Here is a 13651-nt window from a genome sequence, read left to right as displayed (position 1 = left end):
TATGAGTCAAGTACCAGTCATCAGTCTGCACACGCTGAATCAAGCTGAACCGGCAGAATTTGTGCGCATTCTGGGTAGTATTTTTGAACATTCACCCTGGGTTGCGGAAGCGGTGCTGCCACAACGTCCGTTTGCCAGCGTGAGGGATTTACATGTCGCGATGGCAGCTGCAGTCCGCGCTGCCAGTGAGACCGCACGCCTGACCCTGATACAGGCCCATCCTGAACTGGCTGGCAAAGCTGCCATTCGTGGCGAGCTGACAGCCGAGTCCACGCGGGAACAAAGTGGCGCGGGCTTGAATCAGTGTAGTCCTGAAGAATTCGCGCAATTGCAGCAGTTGAATGCCGATTACAACAAAAAATTCGGTTTTCCTTTCATTATCGCTGTACGCGGGCATGACAGACAAAGTATCATCCGGCATTTTTCGCAGCGCATACAGGCTCCACGGGAGCAGGAAATGCAGGAATGCATAGAGCAGATCGCCAGGATCGCCGCATTCCGGCTGGCTGACCTGATATCGGTCGACTGAGTTCGGTTTGATACAGGAGCCTGGCTGCACAGAATTTTTTAGGACTTACGCAAAACCGCCCCAGCTGCGTTATGGCTCCTTGTCGTACACAGCGTACTGCCTGCGTCGCCATGCCTTGTTGGGACAATTTTTCGTAAGTCCTCTATTTTTAACTTCTGTTTTCACTCTTTAAAGGAAAACCTATGCAATTTGCAAAAAAATCTCTGGTGTTGGCAATCGGATCCTGCCTGTTGGCTGGCAGCGCAATGGCACAATCCAATGTAACAGTACAAGGTCTGGTCGATGTGTATGCCGGTTCGGTTAAATTCAGCGGCGATAACGGCGCACGCAGCTCGGTCAACAGTGGCGGTATGACCACATCCTGGCTGGGTTTCAAAGGTGTGGAAGATCTGGGTGGCGGTCTCAAGGCGGAATTCGCACTGACCAGCTTCCTGCAAGCCGATACCGGCGCAGCTGGCCGCTTCTTTGGCGATACCATGTTTTCACGTGATGCGAATGTGGCTTTGTCCGGTTCTTTCGGCCGTGTTTCTATCGGTCGCGATCTGGCACCTAACTTCCTGCCTACCGTGATTTTCAATCCTTTCGGCGATTCCTTCAGCTTCTCGCCACTGGTATTGCACACTTGGGTACCTAGCGGTGATTTCGGCAAACGCACCTGGGCGAACAGCGCAGCAGGCGACTCTGGCTGGAGTAATGAAATCATTTATTCGACCCCAAATATCAATGGTCTGAGCGCGAACTTCCATTACCAGTTTGGTGAAAAAGCGGGTGATACCGGCAGCAAAAATCTGGGTTTCAATGCGATGTATTTCAGTGGTCCCTTGGCCCTGAGTACCTACTACCATCAGGTACAAGTCGGCAATCCTACACCGGGCGCCATTGTCGATGCGACTGCTGCACCAGTGAATTTCGCGGCGATCAATAATCAAAAAAGTTTTTTTGTTGGCGCCAGCTATGACCTGACAGTGGCTAAGCTGTATGCAACTTACTCCAAAAATAAAAACGACACAGCAGTGGCGAAAAGTATGGATGACAAAACCTATACGCTGGGCGCAAAAATCCCGGCTGGCGGTGGCGACATTCTGGTCAGTTTTGCCAACACCAAGCGCAGTGGCGATCTGGTTGGCGCTGAGCTCAAACGCGATACATTCAGTGCTGGCTATGACTACAATCTGTCCAAACGTACCGATGTGTACGCATTGGTCATGAGCGATAAGCTGAGTACGGCGGATCGTGCTAACAGTGTAGCCGCAGGTATTCGTCACAAGTTCTGATCGCGACAGGCAGATTTGCGTCATGCAACTGCCTGCGACGCAGAGTGATAGAAAAGGCCGGGATAGTTCCCGGCCTTTTTGTTGTCCTTGGTGGTCTACCCCTATGGTACAGTGATGGAAAAAACCAACTGATTACCCCGCGCAGCCAGCATGAAGTCCTTCCTGTCTGTCAATGTCGACATGGCTAAAATACTGATTCATCCTTATTCACGGCGTTTGTTGCGTCAAGCATGTCTGCTGCTATGTAGTGCCGTGTTGCTGCAGTCTCGCGCTGCATGGGCTGCCGAACCATTGCGTCTGTCTTTTTGCTACGACTCCGCGGTCACCCAACTCTGGCTTACGCATAATGGCAGAGGTGTGCTCAATCGTTTTCTGGGTATTGCGCAGGAAAAGCTGAATCTGCGCATACAACTCGATCCCTTGCCATGGAAGCGTTGTCTGCGTGACGTCAGCATGGGGTTGCGCGCAGGTGCGGTCGACGGCAGTTACAGTGAAGAGCGTGCTGTTTATGCGTATTATCCCGGTACGCCGCAAGGCAAACTCGATGTCAATCGTCGTCTGCGTTACGGTACGTATGCCTTATACCGTGTTCGCGGTACGGATGTGGATTGGGATGGCAAACAGTTCTCAAATCTGAATGGGCCTGTGGTCGCGCAGCTCGGCTATTCTGTGATCAGGGATCTGAGTAACCTGGGCGTCGCGACTGATGAAACACCGGGCACGGTGGACGTGGTCATGCGTAAGCTGCTGGCGGGGCGTGCACAGGTGGCAGCGGTATTTTCCGAAGAGGGTGACCGCCTGTTGAAAGGTCCACCCTATGCGGGAAAAATAGAACGCATGCCCATTCCACTGATAGAAAAACCATATTTTCTGTTAGTGAATAAAGCGGTCTATCACACGCATCCTGAACGCATAGAACAATTGTGGACGACGCTGGCGCAGCTGCGTGAAGCGCTGGAAAATCAGACTGCGCCAAAAAAGAAAACCGGCAGGCCCTAGATCAGCCACGGCTTTGGTATAGCACTTTATCCAGCTCAGGCAAACCGTACACATCGGCATAACTCAGGAAGTCATCGAAAGGGCCGACTTTGCTGATCTGCAGACCGTTTTTGAAGACCAGTTGTAAGCCTTCTTCGTCATTCCAGTCGCAGTCACATTCAAACAGTACATATACCGCCTGATCGCCGGTCTGACGGCGGCATACCAGCGCTTCACAGCCAGGCTGGATGTGCTGCCATACATCTTGTGGTGCAGTGATCTCTACGCAGTCCAGCCCATCTGCTTTGGCCAGCCGTGAGCAATCGAGGTAGTAATGAAAAATCGCATCCTGCGCAACCTTGAGCGCAGTCTGATCCAGACTCAGAAAATTTTGCATCGCGCTTACAAAGTCAACAGGCTGACGATCGGTCTCATAGCCTTCCAGCAGAAATTCGCAATCGACCTGATCAAACAGTGGTAAGGCAAGCGGCGGACTGATCAGCCAGTCATTTTCTTCGTCTTTGATGAAGGTGCCAAATGGAGCGATGTGCATAGTGATTTCCCCGGTAGTCTGCAGCAGCCGCGAAGCACAGATGCCCGCGGAACGCCGCATTCTACCAAGCATGAGCCGGCTTGGGGACTATCCTGCACCAGTTTGTTAAGCTGTATCAGTCCATGGATGCGCCAGCGTCAGTGCAAGCCGTTTTTTGCTGCATATTACTGGCTGATGCTGCCTGTTACCGCACTATGTCCGCTCAAATTGTTAGCCCTGTGCGGCTTGATAGGCATCAAGCTCGGCGTACCAGCTTTGTTTCTGTTGCTCGCTCACGAAGGCCGCTTCAAAGCCATTACGTGCGATCTGCAGTAGTTCAGCGCGGCTCAGTTCCAGCGCGTCGGCAGTGGCGATGAAATTGTCATTCATATAGCCGCCAAAGTAAGACGGATCGTCAGAATTAATCGTGACGCACAGGCCAGCTCGCAACATACGCGCCAGATTGTGATCGCGCAAATCCTTGACTACGCATAGCTTCAGATTGGATAAAGGGCAGACTGTCAGTGGCATGCGGCTGGCGGCCAGTTGCTGCATCAAGGCCGGATCTTCTTCTGCACGTACGCCGTGATCGATGCGTTCTACCTGCAGTACATCCAAAGCGCCGTGGATGTAGGCGGGCGGACCTTCTTCACCCGCATGCGCGACCACGTGTAAGCCCATGGCCTGAGCGATCGTGAACACATGGGCAAATTTTTCCGGTGGATTGCCCACTTCCGATGAATCGAGTCCTACGCCTATCCATACATCAGCATATGCGTCGCGCAGCGGTAGCGCGGATTCCAGCGTGGACATGGCATCTTCTTCGCTCAGATGGCGCAGGAAGCACAGTATCATGCTGCCGGAAAAACCATGCCTTGCTTTGGCATCGCGTAAGGCGCCGGCGATGCCCGCAAACACGGTTTCAATCGCGATACCGCGTGCGGTATGGGTTTGCGGATCGAAAAACAATTCGACGTGGCGTACATCGTCAGCAAGGGCACGCTGGATATAAGCGACGGTCAGATCATAAAAATCCTGTTCCGTCTGCAGTACCGCAGCACCCGCATAATACAGGTCGAGAAAGGACTGCAAATCGCTGAACTGATAGGCGGCGCGTACTTCGGCGACCGAGGCATAAGGCAACTTGACGCCATTTTTCTGGGCCAGTGCAAACATCATTTCCGGTTCCAGCGAACCTTCTATATGTAAATGCAGTTCGGCTTTAGGCAAGCCACGGATAAATTGGTGGAGTTCTGTACTCATCGTGCGTCCTGAATCAGCTGAGGGGTCAAGGGCGAGAGTGTAGGGCGCGCGGCCCAGACTTGCAATAACTGTGCAGCAACAGCGACCGCAATGACGCCTGGCTCTTTGCCTTCAATGCCGGGCAGTCCGACAGGACAAACCATGCGTGATAAGTCTTGCCTTGCGATGCCGCGTTCGATTAAACGGTGTTCGAAACGCGCGCGTTTTGTTTGAGAGCCGATCAGGCCAAACCAGCCAGCATCGCTACGTTTTAAGATGTGCTCGGTCAGCAGTAAATCCAGGCCGTGATGGTGCGTCATGACCAGAAAGCTGGCACCCGGTGAAGCTGCTGCAATCAGTGCTTCCGGTGTATCTGTTGCTTCGCATATCACTTGTGGTGGCAGGTCAGCAGGGAACAAATGATCGCGCTCATCGATCCAGGTAATCTGACAGGGTATGGCTTGTAAAATATTGACCAGTGCCTGACCGACGTGTCCAGCGCCGAACAGATACAACTGCGGCAAGTTGGCGCGTTCGCGCTGCATGCACGCTGTCTGTTGCTGCCATTCGGCTTGACTCCAGCCATCAGTTCTTTCCAGTTTCAGGCTCAGCGCGCCACCGCAACACTGACCCAGACTGGGGCCCAGTGCCAGATGTAACTCGCGAGCCGGGCCGGGTGCACCTGCCTCGGAAAGCCATAGCCTGGCAGTGGCGATGGCTTTCCACTCCAGATGACCGCCGCCTATGGTATCGAACTGCGCGGCTGCAGTGACTAACATGCGGGTACCGCTAATGCGCGGGGTGGAGCCCTTGGCGTCAGTGATGGTGATCAGCACGGCCTGATCAGCCGGAGTCAGTCTCAGCAAGGCTTGCAAATAGTCGGGGGCACTGCGCATGGTTACTCCATCCGGCTGTGTTGTCGCTTAGTTATAGCGTATGAAACGTGACTCACAAAGCGGAAACCAGTTTGGTCAGCCGCAGTGAGCATCAGTCTCTATCACTGTGTAGAGAAACACGATAGCAGGATGCCGGAAGTTAAGCATATAGCCAGCGTGATGCTGGCTATAGCGGGTGGGATATCAGTGCAGATAGACGTTTTGTGTGACCAGACCGTGGTACTGACCGAGGAAGTCATCTACTTCTTCCATGCTGGGTTCACCGGCAATCAACTCGGTCACATCGTTGCGGAAATTCAGTGCCGACGGGCCGCCGATAAACCATTCACGTTTTACGGTTTTGTCTGTAATTTCAAAGCCACCAAAGCGTAGTGCTTCATGATCTGCATCGGCACCGTATTCAATGACACTGAAGTTGTCGCTGTTATAAATGAGATTCATAATTGGCATCCTTTCTGGCTGTGGAGGCTTCACTCCTGGTAAACCGGACATGGTGCTGGTGACGGCGATTTTCAAGCGATAGTGACAGACAGCGTTACAGAGAACGACCTCTGCTTTTGCAGTGTATGAATATTTTGCGTACTTCGCCAGCTTTTGCCGGTTGTCAGCAACAATGTGCAACAATTTCGTCCAGTCATGGACTGCTTAAACATCCAGTCTGAGCAGCTTGGGGGGAGCAAATCGCTGCTGATACGGCGGTTGTGCCAAGGTTTGTAGTATGTTGTCGAGATGTTCAATGCTGGCGACGGCCAGATAAAGGTGGGTGAGTGGTTGTCGTAGCAAGCGGTTCAGTGTGACTTTCATCGTGAGGTTGCCGATACAACAAAAACAACCTGGCGCGATTCTGTGTAGCAGCAAGCGACTGGAACTCTGCAGGCACAAATCGCCTGCAGGCAAGCCTTCGAGTACTACGGCTATGCAGGCTGATGGCGCGGCTGATGCAGACGATGCTGCGTCAGCCTCACAAAGTGTTGCTATCACCTGCTCACGCTGTGCATAGCTGCCACCGGCAACCAGCGTCAGCGTCAAAGCAGGCGGCATATTATTCGCCGCGTTTGGCGAACTTGACGGACTCTACGCCTAACTGTTTCAGTTTGCGATACAGATGGGTACGTTCCAGTCCGGTTTTTTCAGCAACCCGTGTCATGCTGCCGCTTTCGCGATGCAGATGATATTCGAAATAAATACGTTCAAACGCGTCACGCGCTTCACGTAAAGGCAAATCGAAAGACAGGCTGGCGAATTGATTGACCGGTGCCGCTGGCGCTACTGTCGCCGTATTGAAGCTGCGGTTCTCAAAGTTGTTTGTCGTTGTGCTGACTGGCTCTGTATTCATCACGCGCATGGCCGGTGCTGCTGGGCGCACTGGTTCCGGTGTCCGGGTCAAACCTTGCTGCACCGCTTTGAGTAATTTCTGCAAAGCGATAGGTTTTTCCAGGAAATTCAATGCGCCGATACGTGTCGCTTCTACTGCGGTATCGATAGTCGCATGACCTGACATCATGATCACCGGCATATTGAGCAAACCATCACGCTGCCATTCCTTGAGCAAGGTGACGCCGTCGGTATCTGGCATCCAGATATCGAGCAAGACTAAATCCGGTTTTGCTTCTTGTCGTGCGGCGCGTGCCTGCTGCGCATTTTCCGCGAGTTGCACCACATGTCCTTCATCCCCAAGTATCTCCGAGAGTAATTCACGGATCCCCATTTCATCATCTACGACCAGAATATTTGCCATAAATTTACCCTATTACTGCCCCTGTGGTTTTTGATTTTTATACCTGCATTTCTCTGTTGGAAATGTCAGGTGAAGACCTGCACGCTTTTTTTATACTGCATTTGTATCCGGTGCTAACTTTAACAGCAAAATCGCAACTTTTGCACCGTTTGTATCGCCACGATTTTGAATATCTATTCGGCCTCCATGTTCATCGATAATTTTTTTCACCATAGGCAACCCTAAACCGGTACCGCGTGGTTTGGAGGTGGCATATGGTTCAAATGCACGCGCCAGAATTTTGCTGGAAAATCCGGGCCCATTATCGATGATAGAGAGTTTGACGGCGGACTGCATATCATTTCCTTTGCCTGCATAACGCACCAGTTCCGTCACCACATCGATACGCGGCGGATAACCTGGATCAGGCTGGTCCGTCACGGCATCCTGCGCGTTCTGCAGCAAATTGTGTATGACCTGACGCAATTGCGTGGCATCACCCATAATCTTAGGCAGACCCGATGCGAGTTGCAGACGGATGATATCGCGCCCGTCGCCAGCCAGATACAGATGGACCACTTCATCAATGAGATTCCCCAGGTCCAGTTGTGCCAGGACGGCGGGTGGTGTTCTGGCGTAATCACGGAAATCATCGACCATACGCTTCATCGAACTGACCTGATTGACGATGGTAGTGGTGCTTTTATTGAGTATTGCTGCGTCAGCTTCGTCGAGTTTATCCTGCAATTTCATTTGCAAACGCTCGGCTGATAACTGGATAGGTGTCAGTGGATTTTTGATTTCATGCGCTAAACGGCGTGCCACTTCCCCCCAGGCGATAGAGCGCTGAGCAGAAATAATATTGCTGATGTCATCGAACACGATCACATAGCCTTCGCCTGCGCCAACCGGTAAATGTGAGCCGCGTGCCAGCAGGGTTATGCTTTGTTTTTGTTGATCAGGCATGGCATCAGCAGCCGTTTCCTGTTCGGGGTCTGCGTCAGGGCGCGGCACTTCTATCTGCTGTTGCCAGTGTTGTTCCTGCAAATCGCCACCGGCCGCAGTTTGCGCATGCTGCTCTGAGAATGCCTTATCGATCGCTTCGGCAAATGTTTGCATGCCACTGATCTCGGTAAACGGCTTACCGATCTCGCTCTCCAGCGGACGCTGTAATATGCGCTCTACCGATTCATTACAGGTTACCAGTTTGCCCGATTGATCGAGTACCATCACACCCGCTGACATATTCGCGAGTACGGATTCCAGATAGGCTTTCGCGTTTTCCAGTTCTGCGCGGTTTTTTTCTACAGCAGATCGGGCATCGAACAGCTGACGTGTCATGGTGTTAAATGACTGGGTCAGACTACCCAGTTCATCGGAGCTGGCAACGATAGGACGCGGTGAGAAATTCCCTTCAGTGACCGCTTTGGTACCTTCGGCCAGCAATAATAAAGGGCGTGCCAGTTCACCGGAAATCAGGAAGGCACTGGTGATCGCTGCAAATATTGCCAGCAGCAGCGTCAGTGTCAGCGTGAAAATGTACATGGTCTTCAGGCTGTTACGGCCAAGTGAGCGCACCTGATATTCACTGGTGGCATTGCGCAGGGCTTCAGCATGGCGCGCTATATTTTCAGGGACAGCTTGTATCAGTTGCAGGAAGTAGGTTTCTCGATTCATGGACAAAGCCATGTCGTTGTTCTGCAACTGGATTACGACCCGGGTACGTAAGGTCTTGGCGGGTTCCTGTGCCAGGATAGGCCGCTTCGCACCATTGGTTTCGTTGTTGTCGCTATTTTCGCTGGCCAGAATTTTTTCGTCTATTGCCGCATACATACGGCTGTTTCTGGCTTGTCGTATCATGTCCGCGGTCGGTAATTCCGGCACCAGGCTGGCGACATTTTGGGTCGCACTGGTGACGACACGGCCACGGCTGTTGACGATCGTGGCTTCCTGTACCTGTGCCCGTTCACGCAGGCGTGACAGATGGATGCTGAGGGGTGTTTCGGATGGTGTGGATAATTCGCTGGCCATGTCGCGTGCTTTGGACTGCAGATCCGCCAGCAGGAAATCCATTGCGCTCAGACCCAGATTTTTTCCGGAATCGAGTGCAGATTCGACCTTGACGTCGAACCAGGATTCAATCGAGCGCGACACAAAAGTGACGGATACCATGTAGATCACCGAGCCCGGCAAAATACCAACCAGCGCAAACAACAATACTAGTCTGGTCATCAGGCGCGAGCCAAATTCACGGCTGCGGAAGCGGCTGAACAAACGCCACAACAAGGCGACAATCAGTGCCAGCAGCGCCAGGGCGACGACTGCATTGGAGGCCAGTAACCAGCCATAATACTGCTCAAAACGCGCGGAATTCTCCGATGCGGTGGTCAGTAAAAACAGCAGGATACTCATCAGAGCCCCGCCTATGATTAAGGCATACCGCAAAAATCTTGTCACTTGTCTTCAGCCTTGAAAGTAAAGCGTTTCCAATCCGAGGAGAAGCGCCAGTCGCTGTTATTGATTGAGGTAATCAGAAAAGTCTTGGGCAGATAACTGAGATCGAGTTTCAGTTTGACCGCCACGTTATAGACTGCACCAGTGGTCAGTGTACCCTTGTCCGCTACGACCCAGCGTCGTGGCCGCAGCACCAGCGCCATCGCTTCTTCCAGCGTCGGAAAGCTTTGCTGCAAGCCATTGTTGATGCTGGCCGTATATTGCCGGGTCCAGGGGTTATAGCCTATACGTACGGTTTGTACTGCACGTATGGTTTTTTCATCGAACCAGTACCAGCGTGGCCGGGTCAGCTCCACTTCGGTGGTGAAGGAGAGCGGGATTTCTTTGGAAATCGCGTCGACCAGTCCGTGACTGAGTTCGAAAGCAAAGCTGGCAGACAGCTTATACCCCTCGTCTGAGGTTTCTATCCGGGCTGAAGTGATTTCTACTTCGGCTGCCCGGGTCTGGGGACAAATGAGTATAGCCGTCAGCGCCAACACGCATGTCAGTAGCAAACGGCTTAACTTATCTTTCAGACTCAGGAGCATGCAAAGTGAAAAAATTTTGTGGAACTGAATAATAACTTGAAGCAGTGCAGATCGTCAGTTTTGCATGGGTTTTTGGAACAGCGCATAGAATAAACCATCGTGTTCGTTGTCCGGATCGGACGAATTGCCCAAACTTGGCAATAACTGACCAGGCGCAGGCAGACGGATTGCTGCATGACGTTCAGCAAAGGCGGCCGCCTGCAATTCAGATTCAGCGGGCCAGACCGAGCAGGTTACCATCAGCATTTTTCCACCGGGAGCCAGCATGCGCCACAGATTATCCAGGATACGGGTGGATAAGGCTGCCAGTTGTGCGGTATCGGTTTTACGGCGTAACCAGCGGCTGTCAGGATGGCGTCTGACCACACCGGATGCGGTACACGGTACGTCGGCCAGGATACGGTCGAACGGTTTTCTGTCCCACCAGCCGGAGCGGCTTGCATCACCATCTTTTATGGTGCCGAATAACTTCAGACGGGCCAGATTATTATGGATTTTCTCTATCCGCACCGGATCGACATCCAGTGCCAGTAAGTCGATATCTGCCAGTTCCAGTAAATGCCCGGTTTTACCACCCGGTGCCGCACAGGCATCCAATACCCGCATACCGGGTGCGATGTCGAGCAAAGGGGCAGCCAGCTGGGCAGCGGCATCCTGTACTGACACCATGCCGTCTTCAAAGCCAGGGATCAACTGCACCGGCATCGGTTTCTTCAATTTGATCGCGACCGGGCCAATCTGACTGGCGGCGATACCGTGTTCTGCCAGCAGGGCCAGATAGGCCTGAGGGTTGGTTTGACGCTGATTCACGCGCAGCGTCATGGGTGGAGCGACATTGCCTGCTTTGAGTATGGTTTGCCAGTCCTGCGGCCAGGCGGCTTTGGTCTGATCGACCCACCATTGCGGATAATTCCAGACCGCTGCCGGTTGCTTACTGACCAACTTCAGTAATTCGTCTTTTTCACGCAGATAGCGACGCAGCACCGCGTTGACCATGCCCTTGGCAAATACCATGTGCGAGTTTGAACTGGCCGCATTGACTGCCTGATCAACCACCACAAAATCCTCGTAGGGAGCCTCTTCTCCTTCATTGCGCACCAATAAAGTCAGTGCGCAGCATAACAAGCCGTACAGCAAAGCAGGTTCCGGCGTTTTATTGGTCATGGCCTTGAGCAACGCATCGACTTTGCCTACCTGACGCATGGTACGGTAAGAAATATCCTGAATCGCACCGCGTGCCTGAGGCTGCGCATCGGTTTGCACAAATACCTTGCTGAGGGCTTGCGGCAATGCAGTACCTTCCAGCACATAGGCGACGGCCTGGGCCGCACCGGCTAGGCTGAAAGCCAGTGAATCCGGTTTGATGTCCAGCAGCGGTATGCTGTTTTCCAAGGGTTTGGCGCTCGCAGGGCGGCTGGGTTTGGTCAGGGTTTTTCTTGGTTGATCTTGCATATATAGGTGAATACCGGTTTCAGGCATGATGTAAACAGCCCCTAGTGTAACAGTGAGCATCGTAGTACCGCTATGACAGATTCAGTCCAGTTGACGGAAATCGGTCTGCTCATACGCTGAACCGGGGCTGTTGCGGTGTTGATCAGCCCATCAGCACCAGCGCAGCATGCAGGATTCAGCGAGCCTCAGTCGGCGTGATTTGTTGTTGCTCCATCCAGCTGCGCAGGTCATCAAATACAGTCGTGGCATCGAGTTCATTGTAAATTTCATGGTACAGCCCCGCATACTGATGCATGCTCAATAAGCTGGCGGGTAGTCGGCTGGCAAAGCGCAGACTGCCTGTCGGGTCAACCAGATGATCATCACCGGCAAATTGCAGTAGTACCGGGATCGTCAGGCTGGCCGCCTGCGCATGACTGGCCTGCATGGCATCCAACATGCAATGCAGCAGCCGTGCACTGATACCACCATGAACCAGACGGTCGTTTTCATAGGCACGCACTGCCTCAGCATCGTGGCTCAGATACCGGGTATGCAGTCCGTTCGGCACCGGAAAGCCTGGAAACAGCCGGAGCGCGATTGCGGCCAGCAGTTGTTGTGCACGGTTGATCCGTATCGCCAGCGCCGGTGAGGAGAGGATCAATGCGCGTATCTTGACCAGATTACCAGTTGCCAGCCGGGCTGCGAACAGGCCGCCCATACTATGCCCGAACAGCAGCGGGTCATCGCTCAAATGGGTACGGAAGTCCTTCAACACAGCCTGCGCGTCCTGCAGGATGCGCAGGCTGTCGGGCACATCGCCGCGCTTTCCGCCGGATTGCCCATGTCCACGGTGATCGTAGGTTCTGACGCTGAATCCTAATTGGTTAAAAAAACGCGCCAGATGCGCATAGCGACCACAATGTTCACCAATGCCATGCATGATCAGCACGCCTTGATCCTGCGTGCTGCCTGCATGCGGTCCCAGCCAGTCCCTGATGAATAAGGGAATACCATCAGCACTGATGTATTCCCATTCCCGGGTTTGTTCGATATGGGCGCTCATGCGCTCATACTCCCCACATGACCTCTCGCTGCATTTTATGGGCGGCGTGTAGCATTTCGAGTACCGGGTAGACCCGGGTGGCGAAGCTCACAGGCTCGGGCTTCTCGTGTTCATTATCATCACCGTTGGCATTATGGTGGGCATTCACATCGCGGCTGACTTCATCGGAAATAGGATGCGCTTTGCTGTCGGCGACGGCGGCTTCAATTTTTTCTATCGCATGCGGTAGCTCGGCGGCCGTAATTACGCCGCGCTCCACATCTTTTTGCAGGATTTCGAGTATGCGTTTGGCATGCTCTTTATACATGGTGATCTCGCTTGCCGCTTTTGATTTGAATGTGATCAGCATGGTTGTTTCTCCTTGATTGGGGATGGAATCATTTCATTCTGCGCGACTTACTATGACACAGAATTGCCAACAGTACATAAAGTGCAGGCACTTCTATCATAATCCGAATTCTGCGCACGAAAGTTTCATTTCGTTTTATTCGCTTTGAAAGATTGCAAAAAATTGTCTGCTATGTCGTCCTGTAAAGCCTGTTCAGGCCCGATCGCGACGAGTTGATACACCCATGTTCCATCAATGATGAAGCGTGCTGCCATCTTTAATGGCTGACCTTGTGGGCTGCTGCCGCTGACGATGATATGACCGTCAGTCAGTGTTTGTATCTGTTCGGGTTTTGCGCGCAGATTAGCCAGCATCCCTTCGCGCATTGCTTTGGCAACGAGTCCGGCTTGTCCGGGGTCTGCCACCTGAACACTGCCAACGGCAAAGCTGATTTGCCCGGCTTCAGCCGCCAGCATATGCATCGTTAACTGTTGACCTGCCAACTGGACTGCTCGGGACATCGATGCTGGCTTTGCTGGCATGAGTACTTGGTAAGGCGGCTCGCTGCCCCTTACCTCGCGCCAGTCGAAGCGTGGGCTGCATGCGCACAGCAGCAG

At 53.0% G+C, this 13651-nt stretch carries 15 protein-coding genes; 3 read left to right on the top strand and 12 right to left on the bottom strand.

The window, feature by feature from the left end:
* Nucleotide 1: 1 nt before the first annotated feature.
* The 3 genes from uraD (at nucleotide 2) to H8K47_RS00530 (ending at nucleotide 2802) form a co-directional block, all read left to right on the top strand.
* Nucleotides 2–529 carry a 2-oxo-4-hydroxy-4-carboxy-5-ureidoimidazoline decarboxylase gene (gene uraD, locus H8K47_RS00540; RefSeq protein WP_186879483.1) on the top strand — a complete coding sequence of 176 codons (528 nt, stop codon included), beginning with the start codon at nucleotides 2–4 and terminating at the stop codon, nucleotides 527–529.
* Between the two features lie 182 nt (nucleotides 530–711).
* On the top strand, nucleotides 712–1803 hold the full coding sequence (locus tag H8K47_RS00535) for a porin (RefSeq protein WP_186879482.1): 1092 nt from the start codon (nucleotides 712–714) through the stop codon (nucleotides 1801–1803).
* Nucleotides 1804–1953: 150 nt separating this feature from the next.
* On the top strand, nucleotides 1954–2802 hold the full coding sequence (locus H8K47_RS00530) for a hypothetical protein (RefSeq protein WP_186879481.1): 849 nt from the start codon (nucleotides 1954–1956) through the stop codon (nucleotides 2800–2802).
* A gap of 1 nt (nucleotide 2803) precedes the next feature.
* Here the strand turns inward: H8K47_RS00530 and H8K47_RS00525 are convergent, their stop codons facing one another.
* The 12 genes from H8K47_RS00525 to H8K47_RS00470 all read right to left on the bottom strand — a co-directional run bounded on the left by H8K47_RS00525 (nucleotide 2804) and on the right by H8K47_RS00470 (nucleotide 13555).
* Complete coding sequence (locus tag H8K47_RS00525) at nucleotides 2804–3334, bottom strand: DUF6985 domain-containing protein (RefSeq protein WP_186879480.1); 531 nt, start codon at nucleotides 3332–3334, stop codon at nucleotides 2804–2806.
* A 210-nt stretch (nucleotides 3335–3544) separates the two neighbouring features.
* Nucleotides 3545–4576 carry an adenosine deaminase gene (locus tag H8K47_RS00520; protein ID WP_186879479.1) on the bottom strand — a complete coding sequence of 344 codons (1032 nt, stop codon included), beginning with the start codon at nucleotides 4574–4576 and terminating at the stop codon, nucleotides 3545–3547.
* A complete protein-coding gene (gene xdhC / locus H8K47_RS00515) occupies nucleotides 4573–5451 on the bottom strand; it encodes a xanthine dehydrogenase accessory protein XdhC (RefSeq protein ID WP_186879478.1) in 879 nt (292 codons plus the stop codon). The genes H8K47_RS00520 and xdhC overlap by 4 nt, the downstream gene beginning before the upstream one ends.
* A 183-nt stretch (nucleotides 5452–5634) precedes the next feature.
* Nucleotides 5635–5892, bottom strand: a complete 258-nt coding sequence (locus tag H8K47_RS00510; protein WP_186879477.1) for a BTH_I0359 family protein — start codon at nucleotides 5890–5892, stop codon at nucleotides 5635–5637.
* Between the two features lie 204 nt (nucleotides 5893–6096).
* The gene (locus tag H8K47_RS00505) at nucleotides 6097–6492 is read right to left on the bottom strand and encodes a GTPase (RefSeq protein WP_186879476.1); all 396 of its coding nucleotides are present in this window, start codon (nucleotides 6490–6492) and stop codon (nucleotides 6097–6099) included.
* 1 nt (nucleotide 6493) lies between these two features.
* The gene (locus H8K47_RS00500; RefSeq protein WP_186879475.1) at nucleotides 6494–7189 is read right to left on the bottom strand and encodes a response regulator; all 696 of its coding nucleotides are present in this window, start codon (nucleotides 7187–7189) and stop codon (nucleotides 6494–6496) included.
* A 90-nt stretch (nucleotides 7190–7279) separates the two neighbouring features.
* A complete protein-coding gene (locus tag H8K47_RS00495; protein ID WP_186879474.1) occupies nucleotides 7280–9625 on the bottom strand; it encodes a sensor histidine kinase in 2346 nt (781 codons plus the stop codon).
* Entirely contained in the window at nucleotides 9622–10209 is a 588-nt protein-coding gene (locus H8K47_RS00490) for a DUF4390 domain-containing protein (RefSeq protein ID WP_186879473.1), read from the bottom strand. The genes H8K47_RS00495 and H8K47_RS00490 overlap by 4 nt, the downstream gene beginning before the upstream one ends.
* Before the next feature lie 54 nt (nucleotides 10210–10263).
* Complete coding sequence (rsmB, locus tag H8K47_RS00485; protein WP_186879472.1) at nucleotides 10264–11661, bottom strand: 16S rRNA (cytosine(967)-C(5))-methyltransferase RsmB; 1398 nt, start codon at nucleotides 11659–11661, stop codon at nucleotides 10264–10266.
* 175 nt (nucleotides 11662–11836) lie between these two features.
* The gene (locus H8K47_RS00480) at nucleotides 11837–12706 is read right to left on the bottom strand and encodes an alpha/beta hydrolase (RefSeq protein ID WP_186879471.1); all 870 of its coding nucleotides are present in this window, start codon (nucleotides 12704–12706) and stop codon (nucleotides 11837–11839) included.
* A gap of 4 nt (nucleotides 12707–12710) precedes the next feature.
* Nucleotides 12711–13055: a DUF1840 domain-containing protein gene (locus H8K47_RS00475; protein ID WP_186879470.1), complete on the bottom strand. Its 345-nt coding sequence runs from the start codon at nucleotides 13053–13055 to the stop codon at nucleotides 12711–12713.
* Nucleotides 13056–13180: 125 nt separating this feature from the next.
* Nucleotides 13181–13555: a hypothetical protein gene (locus H8K47_RS00470; protein WP_186879469.1), complete on the bottom strand. Its 375-nt coding sequence runs from the start codon at nucleotides 13553–13555 to the stop codon at nucleotides 13181–13183.
* Between the last annotated feature and the right edge of the window lie 96 nt (nucleotides 13556–13651).

Source organism: Cognatundibacterium rugosum, from assembly GCF_014284365.1.
Lineage (GTDB): Bacteria > Pseudomonadota > Gammaproteobacteria > Burkholderiales > Burkholderiaceae_D > Undibacterium > Undibacterium rugosum.
This window is presented reverse-complemented; position numbering and strand designations above follow the sequence as displayed.

Bases quoted from the DNA above. Each gene is read 5' to 3' on its own strand.
- uraD (WP_186879483.1), top strand. From the start codon at position 2: ATGAGTCAAGTACCAGTCATCAGTCTGCACACGCTGAATCAAGCTGAA.
- H8K47_RS00535 (WP_186879482.1), top strand. From the start codon at position 712: ATGCAATTTGCAAAAAAATCTCTGGTGTTGGCAATCGGATCCTGCCTG.
- H8K47_RS00530 (WP_186879481.1), top strand. From the start codon at position 1,954: ATGAAGTCCTTCCTGTCTGTCAATGTCGACATGGCTAAAATACTGATT.
- H8K47_RS00525 (WP_186879480.1), bottom strand. From the start codon at position 3,334: ATGCACATCGCTCCATTTGGCACCTTCATCAAAGACGAAGAAAATGAC.
- H8K47_RS00520 (WP_186879479.1), bottom strand. From the start codon at position 4,576: ATGAGTACAGAACTCCACCAATTTATCCGTGGCTTGCCTAAAGCCGAA.
- xdhC (WP_186879478.1), bottom strand. From the start codon at position 5,451: ATGCGCAGTGCCCCCGACTATTTGCAAGCCTTGCTGAGACTGACTCCG.
- H8K47_RS00510 (WP_186879477.1), bottom strand. From the start codon at position 5,892: ATGAATCTCATTTATAACAGCGACAACTTCAGTGTCATTGAATACGGT.
- H8K47_RS00505 (WP_186879476.1), bottom strand. From the start codon at position 6,492: ATGCCGCCTGCTTTGACGCTGACGCTGGTTGCCGGTGGCAGCTATGCA.
- H8K47_RS00500 (WP_186879475.1), bottom strand. From the start codon at position 7,189: ATGGCAAATATTCTGGTCGTAGATGATGAAATGGGGATCCGTGAATTA.
- H8K47_RS00490 (WP_186879473.1), bottom strand. From the start codon at position 10,209: ATGCTCCTGAGTCTGAAAGATAAGTTAAGCCGTTTGCTACTGACATGC.
- rsmB (WP_186879472.1), bottom strand. From the start codon at position 11,661: ATGCAAGATCAACCAAGAAAAACCCTGACCAAACCCAGCCGCCCTGCG.
- H8K47_RS00480 (WP_186879471.1), bottom strand. From the start codon at position 12,706: ATGAGCGCCCATATCGAACAAACCCGGGAATGGGAATACATCAGTGCT.
- H8K47_RS00475 (WP_186879470.1), bottom strand. From the start codon at position 13,055: ATGCTGATCACATTCAAATCAAAAGCGGCAAGCGAGATCACCATGTAT.
- H8K47_RS00470 (WP_186879469.1), bottom strand. From the start codon at position 13,555: ATGTCCCGAGCAGTCCAGTTGGCAGGTCAACAGTTAACGATGCATATG.